This window comes from Bacteroidota bacterium (assembly GCA_040388375.1).
In the GTDB taxonomy this organism is placed as follows: Bacteria; Bacteroidota; Bacteroidia; order UKL13-3; family UKL13-3; genus JAAFJM01.
In genome coordinates, this window is record JAZKBU010000004.1 from 161,285 (window position 1) to 180,247 (window position 18,963).

26 protein-coding genes are annotated in these 18,963 nt (G+C 33.6%); 24 read left to right on the forward strand and 2 right to left on the reverse strand.

Going from position 1 to position 18,963, the window contains the following annotated elements:
• Nucleotides 1–94: 94 nt before the first annotated feature.
• The 6 genes from V4538_06380 (at nucleotide 95) to V4538_06405 (ending at nucleotide 7,064) form a co-directional block, all read left to right on the forward strand.
• On the forward strand, nucleotides 95–2,590 hold the full coding sequence (locus V4538_06380) for a cation-translocating P-type ATPase (protein MES2380646.1): 2,496 nt from the start codon (nucleotides 95–97) through the stop codon (nucleotides 2,588–2,590).
• A gap of 168 nt (nucleotides 2,591–2,758) precedes the next feature.
• A complete protein-coding gene (locus V4538_06385) occupies nucleotides 2,759–3,796 on the forward strand; it encodes a pesticidal protein Cry7Aa (protein ID MES2380647.1) in 1,038 nt (345 codons plus the stop codon).
• Nucleotides 3,793–5,229, forward strand: coding sequence for a glycosyltransferase (locus V4538_06390; protein ID MES2380648.1), 1,437 nt, complete (start codon nucleotides 3,793–3,795; stop codon nucleotides 5,227–5,229). Before V4538_06385 ends, V4538_06390 begins: the two co-directional genes overlap by 4 nt.
• Before the next feature lie 30 nt (nucleotides 5,230–5,259).
• The gene (locus tag V4538_06395; protein ID MES2380649.1) at nucleotides 5,260–6,159 is read left to right on the forward strand and encodes a hypothetical protein; all 900 of its coding nucleotides are present in this window, start codon (nucleotides 5,260–5,262) and stop codon (nucleotides 6,157–6,159) included.
• A 114-nt stretch (nucleotides 6,160–6,273) separates the two neighbouring features.
• Nucleotides 6,274–6,576, forward strand: coding sequence for a hypothetical protein (locus V4538_06400; protein ID MES2380650.1), 303 nt, complete (start codon nucleotides 6,274–6,276; stop codon nucleotides 6,574–6,576).
• A 14-nt stretch (nucleotides 6,577–6,590) separates the two neighbouring features.
• Entirely contained in the window at nucleotides 6,591–7,064 is a 474-nt protein-coding gene (locus tag V4538_06405; GenBank protein MES2380651.1) for a hypothetical protein, read from the forward strand.
• Between the two features lie 200 nt (nucleotides 7,065–7,264).
• Here V4538_06405 and V4538_06410 read toward each other — a convergent pair whose 3' ends face one another.
• Complete coding sequence (locus tag V4538_06410) at nucleotides 7,265–7,390, reverse strand: hypothetical protein (GenBank protein MES2380652.1); 126 nt, start codon at nucleotides 7,388–7,390, stop codon at nucleotides 7,265–7,267.
• A 69-nt stretch (nucleotides 7,391–7,459) separates the two neighbouring features.
• Between V4538_06410 and V4538_06415 the strand changes: the two genes are divergently transcribed.
• The 13 genes from V4538_06415 to V4538_06475 all read left to right on the forward strand — a co-directional run bounded on the left by V4538_06415 (nucleotide 7,460) and on the right by V4538_06475 (nucleotide 13,503).
• A complete protein-coding gene (locus V4538_06415) occupies nucleotides 7,460–8,020 on the forward strand; it encodes an AraC family transcriptional regulator (GenBank protein MES2380653.1) in 561 nt (186 codons plus the stop codon).
• 41 nt (nucleotides 8,021–8,061) lie between these two features.
• Complete coding sequence (locus tag V4538_06420; GenBank protein MES2380654.1) at nucleotides 8,062–8,499, forward strand: DUF1003 domain-containing protein; 438 nt, start codon at nucleotides 8,062–8,064, stop codon at nucleotides 8,497–8,499.
• A gap of 13 nt (nucleotides 8,500–8,512) precedes the next feature.
• Complete coding sequence (locus tag V4538_06425; GenBank protein ID MES2380655.1) at nucleotides 8,513–8,722, forward strand: hypothetical protein; 210 nt, start codon at nucleotides 8,513–8,515, stop codon at nucleotides 8,720–8,722.
• A 107-nt stretch (nucleotides 8,723–8,829) separates the two neighbouring features.
• Nucleotides 8,830–9,018, forward strand: a complete 189-nt coding sequence (locus V4538_06430) for a CsbD family protein (protein MES2380656.1) — start codon at nucleotides 8,830–8,832, stop codon at nucleotides 9,016–9,018.
• 27 nt (nucleotides 9,019–9,045) lie between these two features.
• Nucleotides 9,046–9,483 (forward strand): hypothetical protein, encoded by a 438-nt coding sequence (locus V4538_06435; GenBank protein ID MES2380657.1) that lies wholly within the window; start codon nucleotides 9,046–9,048, stop codon nucleotides 9,481–9,483.
• 49 nt (nucleotides 9,484–9,532) lie between these two features.
• On the forward strand, nucleotides 9,533–9,685 hold the full coding sequence (locus tag V4538_06440; GenBank protein MES2380658.1) for a lmo0937 family membrane protein: 153 nt from the start codon (nucleotides 9,533–9,535) through the stop codon (nucleotides 9,683–9,685).
• 60 nt (nucleotides 9,686–9,745) lie between these two features.
• Complete coding sequence (locus V4538_06445) at nucleotides 9,746–10,018, forward strand: YtxH domain-containing protein (protein ID MES2380659.1); 273 nt, start codon at nucleotides 9,746–9,748, stop codon at nucleotides 10,016–10,018.
• A 43-nt stretch (nucleotides 10,019–10,061) separates the two neighbouring features.
• Nucleotides 10,062–10,418 carry a hypothetical protein gene (locus tag V4538_06450; protein MES2380660.1) on the forward strand — a complete coding sequence of 119 codons (357 nt, stop codon included), beginning with the start codon at nucleotides 10,062–10,064 and terminating at the stop codon, nucleotides 10,416–10,418.
• Nucleotides 10,411–10,806, forward strand: a complete 396-nt coding sequence (locus tag V4538_06455; protein ID MES2380661.1) for a hypothetical protein — start codon at nucleotides 10,411–10,413, stop codon at nucleotides 10,804–10,806. The genes V4538_06450 and V4538_06455 overlap by 8 nt, the downstream gene beginning before the upstream one ends.
• Before the next feature lie 173 nt (nucleotides 10,807–10,979).
• Nucleotides 10,980–11,516, forward strand: coding sequence for a hypothetical protein (locus V4538_06460; GenBank protein ID MES2380662.1), 537 nt, complete (start codon nucleotides 10,980–10,982; stop codon nucleotides 11,514–11,516).
• A 147-nt stretch (nucleotides 11,517–11,663) separates the two neighbouring features.
• Nucleotides 11,664–12,344, forward strand: coding sequence for an NAD(P)H-dependent oxidoreductase (locus V4538_06465; protein ID MES2380663.1), 681 nt, complete (start codon nucleotides 11,664–11,666; stop codon nucleotides 12,342–12,344).
• Nucleotides 12,345–12,368: 24 nt separating this feature from the next.
• On the forward strand, nucleotides 12,369–12,911 hold the full coding sequence (locus V4538_06470) for a DUF4199 domain-containing protein (GenBank protein ID MES2380664.1): 543 nt from the start codon (nucleotides 12,369–12,371) through the stop codon (nucleotides 12,909–12,911).
• 223 nt (nucleotides 12,912–13,134) lie between these two features.
• Complete coding sequence (locus tag V4538_06475) at nucleotides 13,135–13,503, forward strand: hypothetical protein (protein MES2380665.1); 369 nt, start codon at nucleotides 13,135–13,137, stop codon at nucleotides 13,501–13,503.
• Nucleotides 13,504–13,879: 376 nt separating this feature from the next.
• On the opposite strand, the gene V4538_06480 is transcribed toward V4538_06475, so the two are convergent.
• Nucleotides 13,880–15,529 carry an OmpA family protein gene (locus V4538_06480; protein MES2380666.1) on the reverse strand — a complete coding sequence of 550 codons (1,650 nt, stop codon included), beginning with the start codon at nucleotides 15,527–15,529 and terminating at the stop codon, nucleotides 13,880–13,882.
• A 347-nt stretch (nucleotides 15,530–15,876) separates the two neighbouring features.
• Between V4538_06480 and V4538_06485 the strand changes: the two genes are divergently transcribed.
• The 5 genes from V4538_06485 (at nucleotide 15,877) to V4538_06505 (ending at nucleotide 18,814) form a co-directional block, all read left to right on the forward strand.
• On the forward strand, nucleotides 15,877–16,977 hold the full coding sequence (locus V4538_06485) for an AI-2E family transporter (protein ID MES2380667.1): 1,101 nt from the start codon (nucleotides 15,877–15,879) through the stop codon (nucleotides 16,975–16,977).
• A gap of 143 nt (nucleotides 16,978–17,120) precedes the next feature.
• Complete coding sequence (locus V4538_06490) at nucleotides 17,121–17,687, forward strand: hypothetical protein (protein ID MES2380668.1); 567 nt, start codon at nucleotides 17,121–17,123, stop codon at nucleotides 17,685–17,687.
• A 91-nt stretch (nucleotides 17,688–17,778) separates the two neighbouring features.
• Entirely contained in the window at nucleotides 17,779–18,006 is a 228-nt protein-coding gene (locus V4538_06495) for a YtxH domain-containing protein (protein MES2380669.1), read from the forward strand.
• A 69-nt stretch (nucleotides 18,007–18,075) separates the two neighbouring features.
• Nucleotides 18,076–18,420, forward strand: a complete 345-nt coding sequence (locus V4538_06500) for a hypothetical protein (protein ID MES2380670.1) — start codon at nucleotides 18,076–18,078, stop codon at nucleotides 18,418–18,420.
• A 4-nt stretch (nucleotides 18,421–18,424) separates the two neighbouring features.
• A complete protein-coding gene (locus tag V4538_06505) occupies nucleotides 18,425–18,814 on the forward strand; it encodes a hypothetical protein (protein ID MES2380671.1) in 390 nt (129 codons plus the stop codon).
• Nucleotides 18,815–18,963 lie beyond the last annotated feature (149 nt).

Genomic DNA, 18,963 nt, shown 5'->3' on the forward strand with positions numbered 1-18,963 from the left:
CGCTGAAGTAGAACACTTACGTTATTACATAATTTCTATCTTTATCATTTTCTTTATTCCATATTGCACTTGTTACAAACGAATAACTATTTATATGCCTATATCCTATTTTAACATAAAGGGTTTGACCCAAGAGCAGGTACTTGAATCGCGAAAAAAGAATGGGAGCAATGCCCTCCACTATAAAAAACAGAATACCTTTTTGAATGCCATCAAAAGTATTGTTAAAGAACCAATGGTTGTTTTGTTATTGGCTGCTGCAAGTATTTATTTTATTAGTGGTCAAATAGGTGATGGTATATTTTTAGCCTCAACTATTATAATGGTAACGGCTATTTCATTATTCCAAGACTCACGAAGTAGAAATGCATTGGAAAAGCTAAAAGAATTTACCAAACCTTCTTGTAAAGTAATTAGAAATGGTGAAACCGTTGAAATTAAAAGCGAAGATATTGTAATAGGCGATAGTTTAATTGTAGAAGAGGGAACATCAATTGTAGCAGATGGTACTATTATACACGCCAACGATTTCGCAGTGGATGAGTCTATAATCACGGGCGAATCGTTACCGGTAGAAAAAGACACCCATCAAGAAAATAGTTTTATTTTTAATGGAACCACAGCGGTTCGCGGATTAGCTATAGCCAATGTTACAGCTATAGGTAATGAAACTAAACTAGGTAAAATTGGGAAGAGTTTAGAAAGCATTACTGAAGAAAAAACACCTTTAGAAATACAAATAAACAACTTTGTTAAAAAACTAGCTTTTGTCGGAGTCCTTGTTTTTTTTATTGTTTGGGCTATTAATTATTTTCAGTCTTATCAATTATTAGATAGTTTATTGAAAGCACTTACTTTAGCTATAAGTATTTTACCTGAAGAAATACCTGTGGCTTTTACCAGCTTTATGGCGCTTGGCGCTTGGCGACTCATGAAAATGGGGATAGTTGTAAAACAAATGAAAACGATTGAAACACTGGGGAGTGCTACGGTTATTTGTACAGATAAAACAGGCACCATTACGGAGAATAAAATGAGTTTGGCCAAAGTATATGCACTTACACAACAAAAAATAGTTTCTGCAGATGACATAAAATATGAAGCTGAAAAAAGCCTTATTAGCCTTGCTATGTGGGCCAGCGAACCTATTCCGTTTGACCCAATGGAAAAATCCTTACACGAAGCTTACTCACAAACAATGGATCAAGATGAGCGCCATCAATATAAAATAGTACATGAATATGCCCTGAGTGGAAAACCACCCATGATGACTCATGTTTTTGAAGATAAAGAGGGCAATAGAATAATAGCAGCTAAAGGAGCTCCCGAAGCCTTGATTGCGGTATCTGATTTAAGTACAAATGAAAAACAACAAATAGAACAAACTATTAAAACATTAGCGTATGAGGGTTACCGCATATTAGGTGTTGGAGAAGGAACATTTACGGGTAATAATTTTCCTGATAAACAAGAAGCAATATCCTTTTCTTTTAAAGGAGTTATTGCCTTTTATGACCCTCCGAAAAAGGATATTGATAAAGTAATAGCCGGGTTTTATAAAGCGGGTATTAATGTTAAAATCATTACAGGAGATAATACTGAAACAACCACCTCCATTGCTAAACAAATAGGTATTATTGGTTACGAAAAAAATATTACCGGTGACGATTTAATGCTTCTTACGGATGAAGACTTACAAAAAAAAGTATTGGAAACTAACTTATTTACACGCATGTTTCCGGAGGCTAAACTTAAAATTATCAATGCATTAAAAAGTCAAAATCAAATTGTAGCCATGACTGGCGATGGCGTAAATGACGGCCCGGCATTAAAAGCCGCACATATAGGAATAGCCATGGGTAAAAAAGGAACAGAAATAGCCAAACAAGCTGCCTCACTTATTTTATTAGAAGACGATTTGTCGAAAATGTTGGATGCAGTGGCTATGGGTAGAAAAATATATACCAACTTAAAAAAAGGTATTCAATATATTATATCTATTCATATTCCTATTATTCTTACTGTATTTATTCCCTTGGCATTGGGTTGGATTTATCCCAATATTTTCTCTCCACTGCATATTATATTTTTAGAATTAATCATGGGACCAACCTGTTCTATTATTTATGAAAATGAGCCTATAGAAACTAATACTATGTTACAAAAACCCCGTCCGTTTAGCAGCACTTTTTTTAGTTGGAAGGAGATAACTATTAGTATTATACAAGGTATAATGATTACTGCCGGTACTTTATTTATTTATCAATATGCAATTCAACAAAACATGAGTGAATCGCACACCAGAACAATGGTTTTTTTGGTTTTGATTACTGCTAATATTTTTCTTACATTAATAAATCGCTCTTTCTATTACTCTATATTTACCACTATTCGTTACCGAAACAATATGGTTTTATTAATCATTTTTATTACCATAGCTATTACGGCAGCTATGATTTATATAAATCCATTAGCCGGCTTTTTTAAATTTAGTTTCCTTAATCTGTTCCAAATTTTTATATGCATTGCTACGGGCTTCCTATCGGTTATGTGGTTTGAACTGGTTAAACTGATTAAAAGATTACCATGAGAATGGGTATTTCTAAATCTTCTTACTCATAAATCAGTAAAGAATACAATATTCATTGCTCATTATGTAACAACCCTGTAGGGTATTACAGTCATGTTTGTAAAACAATAAATCGGTTATAACTAAACTATACAAAGCTATTCACCGCTAAAATTTGTTTTCATAACCATGATATCAGTAAAAAAAGAAGGTATTGTATTAACCAAAACACTACTCGCTTTTGAAGATGAGGGTGTATTAAACCCTGCCATTATGCAGGATGGGAATACAGTGCATATGCTATACAGGGCTGTAAGGAAAGGAAATTATTCAAGCATTGGTTACTGCAGATTTGAAGGGCCTTTACAATTAGTTGAACGCAGCGAAACACCTTTAATCAGCCCACACTTTGATTACGAAGCTCATGGTATAGAAGACCCGCGTATAGTAAAAATTGATGGCATTTATTACATTACTTACACCTCTTATGATGGTGTGAATGCATTAGGCTCCTTATGCACCTCAACCGACTTAAAAACCTTTGAAATGCATGGTATAATTTTACCACAAATAACCTACGAAAAGTTTAAGCAATTAGCGGAATGCAGCGGCCCCTTAAACATTAAATACGAACGTTTTTATATTCATACTAATATTTTTAGTAACCCAGATAAAAAATTATTGCTTTGGGATAAAAACCTGATTTTCTTTCCCCGAAAAATCGATAATAAATTTTTTTTCCTCCACCGTATAAAGCCTGATATACAAATTGTTTCTGTTAACAGTTTACAGGAACTAACCAATGAATTTTGGGAAAACTATTTATTGCACTTAAAGGAACATATTGTGCTGTCGTCACAATATAAACATGAGTCGAGTTATGTTGGAGGAGGCTGCCCCCCTATTGAAACCAGTAAAGGTTGGTTGATAATATACCACGGTGTACATGATACACCGAACGGTTATGTTTATTGTGCCTGTGCTTCTTTATTGGAATTAGAAGACCCACAAACAGAAATAGCCCGTTTACCCTATCCTCTTTTTGAGCCTAACTTGGACTGGGAGTTAAAAGGCTACGTAAATAATGTGGTTTTCCCCACGGGTACTGCATTATTTGACGATACTTTATACATATACTATGGTGCTGCCGATAAAAGGATTGCATGCGCTTCTGTAAGTATAAGCGAATTAGTAAATGAATTAATTAATAATATTAAAACACCATGAACAACACTTCATACAACACCAAAAATACGGGCTTGATTCTTTTCGAAAGACAAAATATTTCTAATATATTTTCTAACCATTATACCCCGGTAAAAAAAGTAGTACCGATACAAGAAAAAAAAACCATACCTGAAGTTTTATTTATTACTTCATACCCACCCAGAGAGTGCGGAATAGCCACTTATACAAGCGATTTAATAAATACGATACAGGAAAAATTCTGCCAGTCGTTTTCGCTTAAAGTATGTGCGTTAGAGGCCGAAAATGAAATATATGATTACAACAATGATGTAAAATATGTAATTGAATCAACCAATAAAGAAGCATACAGTGAGCTGGCTGATAAAATAAACAATGATGCCTTAATTGAAGTAGTTTTGATTGAGCATGAATTTGGTTTATTTATTGAGCGTGAACAGGAATTTAACACTTTTCTGGCCGAACTCCGTAAACCTATTATTGTAGCATTTCATACGGTGTTACCTCACCCATCGGAAGATTTAAAAACAAAAGTAAAATACATAGTAAACAACTGCCGTGAAGTAATTGTAATGACCAATCAATCGGCAAGGATATTGGCCAATGATTATGAAATTGCTGCCCATAAAATAGCGGTTATTCCACACGGAACACATTTGGTTCCGCATTTGGATAAAAATGAATTGAAGGAAAAATACGACTTATCAGGCCGAAAAATAATTTCGACCTTTGGCTTATTGAGCGAAGGAAAAAGCATTGAAACTACTTTAGATGCTTTACCTGAAATAATTAAAACAGATGACAGCGTATTGTTTTTGGTAATTGGTAAAACACACCCTACAGTTAAAAAGGAACAGGGTGAAAAATACAGGGATTTGTTACTGGATAAAGTAAACAGCCTAGGCTTACAAAATAATGTGCTCTTTATTAATAAATATTTACCACTGCCTGAGCTTTTAGAGTATTTGCAGTTAACTGATATTTATGTTTTCTCATCTAAGGACAGGAACCAGGCAGTAAGCGGTACTTTTTCATATGCGGTGAGCTGTGGGTGCCCTATTATATCAACTCCTATACCTCATGCACGTGAGGTACTGAACGATGATTCAGGTATTATAGTTGATTTTGAAAATTCAGCGCAACTGTGTGAAGCTGTTACGCTTTTATTAAACAACAATGAATTAAGTGCGGATATGCGCTCAAACGGGTTGCATAAAATAGCTTCCAGTGCATGGGAAAATACCGCAGTGGCGCATGCTTTATTGTTCCACAAAACAATAGGGCAAACAACTCCTCTACAATATAATTTACCGGCTATTAACCTCAACCATATTAAACAACTGACTACAGAAGTTGGTATGATACAGTTCTCCAAAATGAACCGCCCTGATATTGATTCGGGCTATACGCTTGATGACAATGCAAGGGCTTTAATAGCCATCTGTATGCACTAAGAATTAACAGGTGACGAAGCTGATTTAAAATTGATTGCTACTTATTACCATTTTATAGCATACTGCCTGGACAATGATGGCTATTTTTTAAATTATGTAGATAAGCATAAAAACTTTACCTCGCAAAACTACTCTACTAACTTGGCTGATTCAAACGGCCGTGCCATTTGGGCTTTGGGCTATTTAATTGCACAACCTAATTTACCTGTTGCCTTAACAGAAGAAGCTATTGAACTAATGTCGACCGCGGTACTTAAAGTAAATAAAATGTACTCAACGCGGGCCATGGCTTTTACCATTAAAGGTTTATACTATTACAACAAAAAACGCCCCGATACTGAAAATGTTATATTAATTAAAATATTAGCCAACAGGTTGGTTCAAATGTATAAACACGAATCATCTAACGGTTGGGAATGGTTTGAAAGTTATTTAACCTATGCCAACAGTGCTTTGCCTGAAGCCATGCTAATGGCAGGCTTAGCTACTGATAACACGCTATACAGGGACATTGCATTTGAGTCAATGGATTTTCTTTTATCAAACACTTTTAACGAAAATGGTATAAAAGTTATATCAAACAAAAGCTGGATGCATAAAGGTAAAGAGTCTGCTCATTTTGGCGAACAACCTATTGATGTAGCCTATACGATTCTTGCTCTTAACTTATTTTATGAGACCACTAAAAAGCCCGGTTACTTAACAAAAATAGAACTGGCCTTTAACTGGTTTTTAGGTCAAAACCATTTAAACCAAATTGTTTACAATCCTTGCACAGGTGGTTGTTATGACGGGTTGGAAGAGTTGCATATTAATTTAAACCAAGGGGCTGAATCAACTGTCAGCTACCTTCTATCAAGGCTTACTGTTGAATCGCACCTTACCCGCCAACGCAATATGCAAAAAGCGAAGCGTGGGTTTAGCAATTAAGTAACACATAAGGAATATTTCAATATGTAAATAATGTAATTTATAAAAAGAATTGTATAACTGGTTTAGGATTTTCTGAACATACCTTGCCAATACAAATTAATACTAAATACCATGAAAAAGAACATTATAACCATGATCGCTATTGGTTTGCTATACTTTATAAGTCCATTGCAAACATCAGCTGCAAACATTAAAGAAACTAAAGCAGCGGAAGCTAAAACTGCACAGGTATTATTGGATAGAATAGATGCTATTCAAAAAATAAATGTAGAAAGTTTGTCAAAAACTGAAAAAGAAAACCTTAGAACTGAAGTAAAAACCATAAGAACAGAACTTACTCAATTAAGTGATGGCGTTTACCTTTCAGTAGGTGCCATTATTGTTATTGTTATTTTACTTATTGTTTTATTATAACATAAGTAGTTATTATGATAAAATCAGGTGGAAAACAACTTATACTAACAATATGCATTATTGGTTTTATTGGTTGCCGTAACACCGAACAAAAAACGGAAACGGCTCAGGAGGCCAAGGAACGGGTAATTCAAGCTATGCGTAATTCGCAAGAACCGCATTCAGACTCGCTTGACGAGTACATATTATACACTACTGAAATGGGCGTGCAATTACATGAAAATGAGCTTAAGATTGCTTCATTCAAAACTATAATTAAACTGGAAACGCAAGCAACACAAGACAAGTTTGAAAAGCAAATTGAGCAAATAGAAACTCAAAATACTCAACTCAAAACCATACTTAATCAGCGCAAAGTTGAAGAAAGAGATACTTGGATTGCTTTCAAAACTAATTTTAACAAACAGATTGCCAGCATAAACCTGCTGATTGCCAAGATGAATGAGGATTTTATATTTAATACTTCTCCTTATGGTAAAAAACAATAACCAGTACGGATTTTAAGGGTTTTCTAATTCATACACAGATTAAACAAAAAAGCAGCTATAAAGCTGCTTTTTTGTTTAATCCCTATGTGCTTTTGGATACAAAAATTGGGAAATATATAAAGCTGTCTGAGCATTATTTCACCGGCTATTCAAAAAACAACAATGTCTTTTCGTATAATATTATAAAATTCACTGTGGCATTAATTCCCCAGTATGGGGAAAATTCCCCAATCAAAGCCATCATTGGCTTTTATACTCCAAACAAATAAGTCTATTAAAAAAACCATGTATTTAAAGGCATTCAACCTTAATAAGGCCTTAATCATGTGCCCTTAAAATCTAGGGCACATGTTTTATATATAGTATAGTATCAAAACCTAAAAACTAATTATTTTATGAAACTGTATATTAAACACATGGTGAGTCTTCGTTGCAAGATGATGGTAAAAGAAGCGTTAAACAATTTAGGTCTACATTGTAATGTTGTTGAATTAGGCCAGATTGATATTATGGAGAATATAGACTTCATGCAGCGCCAAGCCTTAAAGCAAAATTTGCTTAAATCAGGTCTTGAGCTAATGGAGGATAAAAAAGCGATGCTTATTGAAAAAATTAAAAACGTAATTATTGAAATGGTTCACTACGCTGACGAACCACCAAAAACTAATTACTCTGATTATATAAGTGAAAAGCTAAACCATGATTATACTTATTTGTCAAATATATTTTCGGAGGTAAAAGGTATAACCATTCAGCAGTTTATTATTATTAATAAAATAGAAAGAGCCAAAGAATTATTGCTGTATGATGAATTAAATTTAACTGAGATTTCGTACAAACTTAATTACAGCAGCGTAGCCCATTTATCAAACCAGTTTAAAAAAATTACCGGATTAACACCTTCAGAATTTAAACACCATACTGATCAAAAAAGAATGGCCCTTGAAGAAATTTAGTCTGATACTTTTAAACTAAAAATGCCTAACAAAATAAATAAATGGAAAGCAAAAATAGTAAGCAAAAGCAGAAAATATGGGCTAAAGCAACGCACTTTGGAGGCAGCTGGAAATTCATTATTCTATATGCCATTATTTTCACCTTTTGGGTTGTTTTCAATATGATAAGTTTAACCTATTTACAGATTAATCCTTATCTGTTTATTTTAATAAATTTAGGTTTATCAGGAATAGCAACACTGCAAGCTCCCTTTATACTAATGAACCAAAACAGGATAGAGGAAATTGACAGATTAAGAAAAGAGAACGATAACCTGATTAACCGGAAACCGGAAATACAAATAAAAAGTCTTGAACAAAAAATGGACTTACTATTAGAGGCTCAGAACAAAACACTATTTGAAGCACAAGAAAAACAAGTTACACTGCTCAAAGAAATAAACCTGAAGCTTGATACACTAAAACATAAAGGTTTTTAATAATACAATAAACATGAAAACGGAACACGAGTTGAATGACGATATATTAAATCTGACCATGAAAATACGGTCAGAATATCCCGAGTTAGTAAAGTATCTGGATGAAATGCCTGTTACTATTCCGGATGAAAAAAACCCGGAAATTACACTCAAGAATTTAAAGGCTTACCATCATTCATTGCTTGCCTTATTAGAAGGCTATAAAAGCGAAAAGCCTGATTAAACAGTGAATGATGTAATTAAATAATAGCGTTTTATAACGCTTGCATTTTTAAAACAATCATTCTTTGAAGAGTAAAATAAATTTTCACAATTTAAATAAAAACGACCATGACTAACTTAACAAAACTCCAAGGCAGCTGGAATGAAACCAAAGGAAAATTAAAACAAAAGTTTGCTGAACTAACTGATGATGATTTGCTGTTGATAGAAGGCAAAGAAGATGAACTGCTTGGAAGACTTCAGAAACGTTTAGGAAAAACCAAAGACGACATTCATAAAATTATAACTGAATTATAATTCACACCAAACTTAAAAGCTAAAACCATGAAAAAATCACTCATCGCAATACTTACAATAGGATACGTAGCCGGCAGTATCATGTTTGGTTGCAACTCGCCTGCTAAAAAGGTAGAAAATGCAAAAGAAGAATTAAAAGATGCTAAGCAGGAATTAAACCAAGCACGTGAAGACTCTATAACTGATTATGAAAACTTCAAAAGAGAATCAGAACAAAAAATCAATAACAACAAAGTATTGATTGAAGAATACAAAACCAGAATGATTACCGATAAAAAGTCAATAAAAGCTAAAGACCAAAAAATAATTGACGACTTGGAACAAAAAAACCTGGAAATGCGTAAAAAGATATGGGAATACAAAGGCGATAAAGATAACTGGGAAGCTTTTAAAACAGAGTTTAACCATGACATGGACCAATTAGGAAATGCTATTAAAAGCTTTACTGTAAAAAATACTAAATAGTTTTTAAACATAAAGCACTTTTAAACTAACAATTAATTAAAAAAACACCATGGGAAACTTATTATATATTATAGCCGTCATCCTTGTTATTATATGGATAATAGGCTTTGTAGGGTACAGTGCAGGCGGAATTATTCATATACTTTTAGTCATAGCACTTATCTCTATTATACTTAGAATTATTCAAGGTAGAAAAATATAAATCAATTAATGCATTAGTAGTTTGCTAATGCCAGTCATAAACATTTAAACAAACAAAAACATGAACTCAGGAAAAGTAGTTTTAGGCGTATTGGCAGGACTTGCCTCAGGCGCTATTTTAGGCATATTATTCGCACCAGATAAAGGGTCAGAAACCAGAAAAAAAATTGCCAAAAAAGGATCAGATTCAATTGATGAACTGAAAGAAAAATTAAGCGATTTAATGTCCGCTTTAAACGAAAATTATGAAGACATAAAAGACGATGCTACAAAACTTTTCGAAAAAGGAAAAAGCAGAGTGGATGAAGTCAAAAAAGAGGTTAAATCTTATTAATACATACCATAAACCACCAACCATTTAAAGGTAAAATAATATAATGGAACACAAAACAGCTTATATGGAAACGCTACTTGAAAAAGTAGAAGCATATGGAAAAACCAGCTTTGAGTTATTTAAACTCAAAACCTTAGATAAATTTTCCTATTCAATAGCAAAACTTGCTTCTAACGGCATTATATTACTTTTTCTGGTGCTTTTTATAGTTACACTAAATGTAGGCGTAGCACTTTGGCTAGGCGATATATTAGGCAAATCATACTATGGTTTCTTTTGTGTAGCCGGATTTTATGCACTTATTGGTGGTGGTTTATGGTTATTTTTAAACAAAGCCCTCCACACAAAAATCAATCAAATTATTATTTCTCACATGCTTCAATTAGGTTCCGATGAGTAAACTAGATTCAATTATACAGTTAAAAGAAAATATTGCTTTACTGGAAAGACAAAAAGCGAATGATGAGCGAATGCTTAAAGAACACTTTAAAGAAACCATTGCTGCATTTAGCCCTGCTAACTTAGTTAAAAGTACTTTTCACGATCTGGTTCAGGCACCTGATTTTAAGCACGATTTAAAAGATGCAGCAATGGGTTTAGCCTCCGGCTATTTAACAAAAAAAATATTAGTAGGTGGCTCCCTTAATCCTGTTAAACAGGTTGCGGGCACACTTTTACAAATGGCTATAACAAGTTTAGTTTCAAAAAATGCTGACGGTATTAAAGCTACTGCTATGGCCTTAGTAAATAAATTTATCAGAGGTAAAAAACCGGCAGACCAAGCGTAAAACTATGTTCATTAATATTTGCAATAAGCTCTTTTTTTACGCTTTCATTTACGCTCCATATTGTAGTAAGTGGTTATCAAACATATGCTATTAGTGTATGATGTAAAAACACATGATTTCTCTATAGCTAAACACTATTTAGTTTTTATAGCAAGTTCAAAAACCTCCTAGCCATGAAAAATAATTTATTCAAATACAGCATTCTCTTTTTAATTATTTCCCTGTTTATACAAACCGCAAAGACACAGGAAGTCGTTAAAGAAAAGGCCTTTAAACATGGTATTGGTGCCGGAATAGGCTATACAACCGGTTACGGACTATCCTATAAATACAGTCCAAATTTATTGGCTGTTCAGGTTAATTTTGCACCCTACCATAACAATGAATTAGACCGGTATAGCGTAGGTGTTACCCTTATGTATACCCTTGTTAAAAACAATCTTTCCAGTTTATTCATATACCAAGGCAATCATTTTTATTATAATTCTGAAATGGTTACTATATATGAAACGGACCCAAACAAACCTTATAACCCTAACCCTCCCAAACAAAGAGTAACCGACCAATATTTTAACAACGGAGTTGGTTTTGGAGTTGATGTAACTATAGCTAAAAGAATAAGCTTTAACTTAATGGCGGGGTATGCCTTTTACAATAATTTCAAACAAATAAATTTAACGGGGGAAACCGCGTTACATTACAAATTTTAAGCTTTACAGCTTAATAAAAAACAAAATCAATAACCCGGTAAGTGTGAATAATGTAAAACATAATACTATTTATACAATGCTTGTTTAGCTAGATACTTTGAACTTTGTTATCAGGTTATTTATACTTCCTATTTAAAACAAAAAACCATGACTATAATTGAGGCTCTTAATTGGCGATACGCTACTAAACGCATGAATGGCGAAACCGTTCCAAAAGAGGATTTAGCCTGTATTTTAGAGGCTATACGGTTAGCTCCTTCCTCATTCGGATTACAGCCTTATTCAATTATTGTTATTGAAAATATGGAGCTGCTTAAAAAAGTGCAACCCATTGCCAATAGTCAACCACAAATAACCGAAGCTTCAGCTTTACTTGTATTTGCTGCCTGGGACAATGTAACCCAGGAAAGAATAAACGATTATATAACATTGGTAGCAACTACCAGAAATGTTACCGAAGATGATTTAAAGCCGGATAAAGAGGAGATGGAAGAGCTGCTTAAAAACACTGCTGAAGATAATTTTAAGTGGGCATCAAAACAAGCTTATATAGCGCTTGGAATGGGCTTAACTGCAGCAGCTCTAAACAAAATAGATACAACACCTATGGAGGGCTTTAAAAACGCAATGCTTGACGAGCTATTGCAACTTAAAGAAAGAGGTTTACGCAGCGCTGCTCTCATGGCCATTGGCTACCGCGATGAGGAGCATGACCTGCTTGTAAAATTACCTAAAGTACGTAGAGCTAAAGAAGATATTTTTATAACACTACAGGCCGAAATAGGCTTTACTGCTACCCATATCAACAGCATAAATAACAATATTTGAAACAACCATTAAAATTTTACGACCATGATAGAAACAGTTAATAACAATGATCCATTGATAAAAAAAACAATAGAAGAAACAGAAGTATCAATACCAAAAGTTGCTTTAATAGCAGGTTTTATCATATACCTATTGTTAACTTTATCTTTTCTGATAATGAAATACTTTCAGGTTATTCATTTTCCCGCCCTTCGCTTTGCCAATATTTTTATTTTAGTTATTGGCCTTATTTTCACTTTTATATATTACCGTAGCAAAACAAACATTTTAAACATTGCCTATTTAGAAGGCTTATGGCTGGGTATGTTAACTACCTTACTTAGTTGTGCTGCTTTCGGTATTTTTATATTTATCTATTTCCATTTTGTTGATAGCCCAGCACTACAAGAACTTGAAGGTAATACTATTATGATGGGTCACTCATTAACTGCTTCTGCAGCAGCATTGAGCAGTATAGTTGAAGGCTTGTGTATAGGAGGCATTACTTCCTTTATAATTATGCAGTATTATAAATCAGGATTTTACAAAACACGCCAGGAAAGGAACAACGATATCTCTAAATTTTAATATAAAATGAAAGAAACTCTGCCTTATTCACGCTCGCATTTTTTTGAAAAAAAGGTAAGCGGTTCTAATAAAGCTACAAATAACAATGGTACCATTATAATTATGTTTTGCATTGTTATTGTATGGCTGGTTGCTGTGCCCTTGCTCATTTTTCTGATCGAGGGTAAATAATTTTTTAACCCATAACCACCATTATTTGGTGGTTTTTTTATAAAACAATAAAATGAAACTAAACGATAAAAAAAATCCTTCATCATTACCGTCAAAAAACACCAAAAATTTTGAGCGTACGATAGGAGAAGAAGAAAAAAATGGAGAAGATCCATTTGTATACGCCCCCAAGGACGACATATATAACCAGTTTAAAAAAGAAAGCAATATTGATCCGGAAGACCCTTCTCATTTAAAACAAAGAGATGAAAAACCGGGTAAAGGAAATGAAAAAAGCTTTCATGAAGACATGTCGGGCAATGACTTAGATGTACCGGCCAGTGAACTTGATGACCAACAGGAAGAAATTGGTAGCGAAGACGAAGAGAATAATTATTATAGCCTTGGTGGTGATAATCACACCGATTTAGATGAGAACTAATTAATACCACAATCTATTATTCAATTCTTTCAGAGCATAACACTCTATACATAAAAACCTTAGCAAATTTGCTAAGGTTTTTTTTATGCTCATTTATGTGTAACTCATTTTAAGGTAAGCTTACAGCTTTATATTTATTTCAACTACACTTTCCCATTGACAATTATTAAATGAGCTAACACGCCACACCAAAACAGCATTTAAACGCTATGTATTACTTTAAAATATTGTTACTTTATAACTTACCTCTTATACAAACTAAAAACAGATGATGAGGTAAATAAAATCATCAGAAAATAATAACAACAAAAAGGCTCGTTCAATGAAGAACGAGCCCTGTTTGCCTAAAACTAATTAACTATAAAATTATATTTAACTACTTTACTACTTCTAAGAATTCCACTTTAAACTCTACGCGTCTGTTGCGTGTTCTTCCTTTTGCTGATTTGTTAGTGTCTACCGGCATTGTTTCACCATAGCCTGTTGCGGTTAAACGTAGTGGATCAACACCTTTAGTAATTAAATAGTTGGAAACTGAAGTGGCACGATCTTGTGAAAGAGTCATATTCATTGCATCGTCACCTACATCATCAGTATGGCCGCCTATCATTAATTTATAAGAAGGATTTTCTTTCATTACTTTAACAATAGCATCTAATATAGGGTATGAAACCGGTTTAATAACTGCTTTGCCTGTTTCAAACTGTATTCCTTGTAATGCTTTTTGGAATAATTGCGTTACTGCTCTAGAAACTTCAGGACAACCTTTGTTAGCAAATGTTCCAGGTAAAGTTATACATCTGTCAATATCATCAAATACACCATCGTTATCAGTATCAGGACAACCTGCGTGAGCCGGGCTACCTGCAACTGTAATACATTTATCAATACCATCATTTACACCATCATTATCAGTATCAGGGCATCCGTTAGTACTTGCAGGGCCTTTTGCATTCGGACACTGATCTTTTGAATCTTCAATACCATCATTATCAGCATCAGGGCAACCTTTTAACGAAACAGAACCTTTTACATCAGGACATGCATCTTCATCATCTTTTACACCATCACCATCAGTATCAGGACATCCTTCAAAGGCTAATGTACCTTTAACATTAGGACATTTATCTTTGCTGTCAATTATACCATCATTGTCTGTATCAGGACATCCGCCTAAGGCTAATATACCGGCTACGTCAGGGCACTGATCTTCTTTATCAGCCACACCATCTTTATCTGTATCAGGGCAACCTTTTGCGGTTCCTACTTCAGTAGGGCATAAATCTAAATAATCAGCCACACCATCTTTGTCTGAATCAACAGGACATCCGTCTCTGTCAACTTTAGCAGTTTTTGGAGTAGCCGGGCATTTGTCTTTTTTATCATTTACACCATCACCATCTTCGTCATATGCTTTTCCTAAATTAAAGTTTAAACCAATGGTGTGTAATAAGAATGCATCATTCATACTACTAACAGGTTGTAAATCGCGTTCATCACTGGTAACTAAATAACCATAAGTAGCTTGGTAATTGATACCTACTACACCACTTAGTCTTACGTTAAGTCCACCTCCCACCATTAGTGAAAAGTCTTTACCTTCTACAGTACCTGTACCTTGAAATCTTGACAAGCCTACACCCGTTAACAAATAAGGTTGAAAAATGCTGTTTTCTTCCAACATATACCCATTATTAAATTTATATTTTATATGTAAGTTTAAGTGCAACATATCAGCTCTGAAACCCGCTTGATTGGGTTCATAATAGCTCCAAGAACCGTAAGTTCCCATTCCACCTAAATCAAAAGAAGGAGTTAAATAACGCGTTAAGCTTAAACCGAGTGTATATGTCTTATCAATATTATCAATAGTTTTATTGTTAAAATATAAAAAGCGGTTGCCTAAATCGCCAGCATACTCGCTTGTACCACCCATAAGGCCTATATTCCATTTGCGCTCTTCTGTTTGTGCCATGGCACCAAACGCACTGAATAAAATCAGTGAAGAAATTAGTAAACGTTTCATATTGTTATAATTTTTTAAATTGTTGTTTTTTAATCATAACAAAGATATTTTTAAGTGTAGCTAGGGTGCTTACACATGTTTGAGTTAAAATTACATCATTCACACATTCTTTATCATCTACCCTGATGGCTTATAAATATATAATCATAAGTTAACCTTGACTTTAAAGCCGGTTTACGCTTTTCTGGTAACCCATAAATGAATAAAATAAACATTAAAGACTGGCACAATGAAATACCTATAGTTAAAATCTTACCAAGAATTAAATATCTTTGAGCATACGGTTTAGCTCTTAATCTCAGTAATAGCACTCCTTACTAAAAAAACAATTATTACACTTATAAAATATGAATAATATAAAAGTTCCTTTTTATGCCAAAGCAACCCTGATAATAATAGGTTTGTATGCTTTTATTAATGTACTTTATATAACACAGGATATTATTGTTCCTCTTCTTGGCTCCGCTATTATAGCCATTGTACTAAGCCCGCTGGTTGATTTTTTAGTAAAGAAAAAATTAAACACCATACTGAGCATTTCTATTGTTATTGCACTTACTTGTATAAGTGTTATTGGTTGTGTGTTATTATTATCATCACAAATAAGTGTGTTTACTGAATCTTTTCCGTTGTTAATAGATAAGTTTTATAATGCTTTAGATAACACCACAGCATGGGTTGCCAGCAACTTTAACATTAGCACTAAAAACATAAATAATTTTATAAAGGATACCAAAGTAGAAATACTGGGAAGTACCCGTTCGCTTATTGGGACAACAATAACCTCTATGGGAAGTATGTTGTTTACCTTATTATTAGTACCTGTTTATGTATTTATGATATTATACTATAAACCATTGCTACTTGAATTTATACGCAATATATTTGGCGAAAGTAACCAACATGAGGTAAACGAAATACTTACGGCAACCAAAAAAATTGTTCAACGGTATTTAATTGCACTTTTACTGGAAGCAGCAGTTATAGCCGTACTTAACAGCTTAGGCCTTTTAATTATAGGTATTGACTATGCTATTATTCTAGGTATAATCGGGGCTATTTTAAATGCTATTCCATATATAGGTGGTATAATAGCAACTGCCCTTCCTATTATGATAGCCATTGCTACTAAAGACTCTTTTAGTTATGCTCTTTATATACTTATTGCTTATCTTATTATTCAGTTTATAGATAACAATTACCTGCTTCCTAAACTGGTTGCATCGCGTGTTAAAATCAATGCGCTCATTTCTATTGTGGCAGTAATAATAGGTGGGCAACTGTGGGGTATTACGGGCATGTTTCTTTCTATACCACTTACCGCTATTATTAAAGTTATTTGCGATAACATACAATCATTAAAGCCTTGGGGGGCGCTATTAGGCGATGCTTTACCCATTACAACAACAGAACCAAAATTTGAGGAATCAAGCCATGAATTAGAATAAAAACCATTAAATTGCATCAAAGAAATATGACTGCACAAAACATATGGAGAATTTTAAAGTTAAAGTTAATTACACTTAAGTCAGTTTATAAATACTTTTAAAAACCATACTATTAAACATACACATTATTAATACATACTATTATGAAACAATTATTAAAAAAAAGCATTCTGTTTTTAAGTATTTTTCCTTTTGGTGCATTTGCCCAAGAAAAATTCGGAAATACACTTAATTTAGGTTTAGGCATTGGAGGAAGATACGGCTATTATGGCTATGCATCACGCTCATTGCCGGTATTGCATTTAAACTACGAGTTTGATGTAACCAAGAATTTTACATTAGCTCCTTTTATCAGTTTCTCATCGTTCACCAACGATTACTACTGGGGCAACAACAATAACCCATACCGATACTATACTTACCGCGAAACTATTATTCCTATTGGTGTAAAAGGCTCATACTATTTTGACGATTTGTTAAAGGCAAATAAAAAATGGGACTTTTATCTGGCCGGCTCATTAGGTTTTGCTATCATCAATCAATCATGGGATAATGGATACAATGGTGATAAAAATTATTATCATGGAGGAAGTTCACTATTCTTAGACTTACACATTGGTACAGAATATCATTTCAACAATAAGTTGGGTGCTTTCCTCGACTTATCAAGCGGAGTATCTACTCTAGGTTTAGCTATTCACACCAAATAAATTATAAGTAAGGGCATAGCCTTTCTATTTTATACACAGTAAACACCGGCCAAGGCTGGTAATTTGAAAACAAATTAATAAACAAAACAACATGAATTCAGGTAAAGTAATTTTAGGTGTGCTGGCTGGTGTTGCTGCTGGTGTTATTTTAGGCATATTATTTGCTCCGGATAAAGGCTCGGAAACCAGGAAAAAAATAGTGAAGAAGGGCGAAGACTCACTCGATGATTTAAAAGAAAAATTAAACGAGATAATGGACCAATTTGAAGCCCTTCAGGAAGACGAACCGATAGATATTTTTGAAAGCGAAAAGAGCTAGAAAAGATGTTAAGTAAGCAATGAGTAACACCTAAAACATAAAAATAACCTTTAACGTAACACGATAGCAATGGAAGAAAAAACATCTTTTATAGACCCACTATTTGAAAAAGTAGAAGCCTATGGGAAAAGTAGTTTTGAATTATTTAAACTAAAAACATTAGATAAAACAGCCTCAGTAGCCGCAATACTTATTGCACGTGCTGTTGTTATTCTTTTTTTTATATTGTTTTTACTTACTGCTAATATAGGCGTAGCTCTTTGGCTTGGCGATATACTCGGTAAATCGTATTACGGGTTTTTCTGTGTAGCCGGGTTTTATGCTTTGGTTATAATTATTTTATATGCTTTTATGGGTAAGTATATACAGCGCAAAGTTAACCAGGTTATTATTTCACAAATGCTTAATGACTGAACCAATGGCTAAAATAGATTCAATTGAACAATTAAAACAACGCATTGCGCTATTAACAATACAACAAGCCAATGATGAAAGATTATTAAAAGAGCAGTTTAAAACCTCCTTTGATGCATTAAAACCAGCCAATTTAATAAAAAACACTTTTCGTGAATTAAGCCAGGAGCCTGATTTTAAAGACGACTTATTAAGTGCAGCTATGGGTATAGCCTCAGGATATATTTCAAAAAAACTAGCGGTGGGTAATAGCCACAATCCTATTAAACAAGTATTAGGCATGCTTTTACAAGTAGCTATAACAAGTCTGGTTTCTAAAAATGCCGATGGCATTAAATCAACCATTATGCTTCTTATTAAAAAATTGACCAGTAAAAAAGAACCTTCTGAATAAAAATACAGTCATATCTTTTGTTATCAGTAATAAAAAATGGCTTGTTCCATTTTTACTATACTTCCTGTTTACCATTAACTCAATAGGTGTCAGTGCACAAACACCTAAAAAAGACACTGCTCACTTTTATAACAGACTAGAGAAAAGAG

What these genes read in the sequence shown, in the direction of transcription:
- V4538_06380 (MES2380646.1), top strand. Translation starts at nt 95, where the DNA reads ATGCCTATATCCTATTTTAACATAAAGGGTTTGACCCAAGAGCAGGTA.
- V4538_06385 (MES2380647.1), top strand. Translation starts at nt 2,759, where the DNA reads ATGATATCAGTAAAAAAAGAAGGTATTGTATTAACCAAAACACTACTC.
- V4538_06390 (MES2380648.1), top strand. Translation starts at nt 3,793, where the DNA reads ATGAACAACACTTCATACAACACCAAAAATACGGGCTTGATTCTTTTC.
- V4538_06400 (MES2380650.1), top strand. Translation starts at nt 6,274, where the DNA reads ATGAAAAAGAACATTATAACCATGATCGCTATTGGTTTGCTATACTTT.
- V4538_06405 (MES2380651.1), top strand. Translation starts at nt 6,591, where the DNA reads ATGATAAAATCAGGTGGAAAACAACTTATACTAACAATATGCATTATT.
- V4538_06410 (MES2380652.1), bottom strand. Translation starts at nt 7,390, where the DNA reads ATGATTAAGGCCTTATTAAGGTTGAATGCCTTTAAATACATGGTTTTT.
- V4538_06415 (MES2380653.1), top strand. Translation starts at nt 7,460, where the DNA reads ATGAAACTGTATATTAAACACATGGTGAGTCTTCGTTGCAAGATGATG.
- V4538_06420 (MES2380654.1), top strand. Translation starts at nt 8,062, where the DNA reads ATGGAAAGCAAAAATAGTAAGCAAAAGCAGAAAATATGGGCTAAAGCA.
- V4538_06425 (MES2380655.1), top strand. Translation starts at nt 8,513, where the DNA reads ATGAAAACGGAACACGAGTTGAATGACGATATATTAAATCTGACCATG.
- V4538_06430 (MES2380656.1), top strand. Translation starts at nt 8,830, where the DNA reads ATGACTAACTTAACAAAACTCCAAGGCAGCTGGAATGAAACCAAAGGA.
- V4538_06435 (MES2380657.1), top strand. Translation starts at nt 9,046, where the DNA reads ATGAAAAAATCACTCATCGCAATACTTACAATAGGATACGTAGCCGGC.
- V4538_06440 (MES2380658.1), top strand. Translation starts at nt 9,533, where the DNA reads ATGGGAAACTTATTATATATTATAGCCGTCATCCTTGTTATTATATGG.
- V4538_06445 (MES2380659.1), top strand. Translation starts at nt 9,746, where the DNA reads ATGAACTCAGGAAAAGTAGTTTTAGGCGTATTGGCAGGACTTGCCTCA.
- V4538_06450 (MES2380660.1), top strand. Translation starts at nt 10,062, where the DNA reads ATGGAACACAAAACAGCTTATATGGAAACGCTACTTGAAAAAGTAGAA.
- V4538_06455 (MES2380661.1), top strand. Translation starts at nt 10,411, where the DNA reads ATGAGTAAACTAGATTCAATTATACAGTTAAAAGAAAATATTGCTTTA.
- V4538_06460 (MES2380662.1), top strand. Translation starts at nt 10,980, where the DNA reads ATGAAAAATAATTTATTCAAATACAGCATTCTCTTTTTAATTATTTCC.
- V4538_06465 (MES2380663.1), top strand. Translation starts at nt 11,664, where the DNA reads ATGACTATAATTGAGGCTCTTAATTGGCGATACGCTACTAAACGCATG.
- V4538_06470 (MES2380664.1), top strand. Translation starts at nt 12,369, where the DNA reads ATGATAGAAACAGTTAATAACAATGATCCATTGATAAAAAAAACAATA.
- V4538_06475 (MES2380665.1), top strand. Translation starts at nt 13,135, where the DNA reads ATGAAACTAAACGATAAAAAAAATCCTTCATCATTACCGTCAAAAAAC.
- V4538_06480 (MES2380666.1), bottom strand. Translation starts at nt 15,529, where the DNA reads ATGAAACGTTTACTAATTTCTTCACTGATTTTATTCAGTGCGTTTGGT.
- V4538_06485 (MES2380667.1), top strand. Translation starts at nt 15,877, where the DNA reads ATGAATAATATAAAAGTTCCTTTTTATGCCAAAGCAACCCTGATAATA.
- V4538_06490 (MES2380668.1), top strand. Translation starts at nt 17,121, where the DNA reads ATGAAACAATTATTAAAAAAAAGCATTCTGTTTTTAAGTATTTTTCCT.
- V4538_06495 (MES2380669.1), top strand. Translation starts at nt 17,779, where the DNA reads ATGAATTCAGGTAAAGTAATTTTAGGTGTGCTGGCTGGTGTTGCTGCT.
- V4538_06500 (MES2380670.1), top strand. Translation starts at nt 18,076, where the DNA reads ATGGAAGAAAAAACATCTTTTATAGACCCACTATTTGAAAAAGTAGAA.
- V4538_06505 (MES2380671.1), top strand. Translation starts at nt 18,425, where the DNA reads ATGGCTAAAATAGATTCAATTGAACAATTAAAACAACGCATTGCGCTA.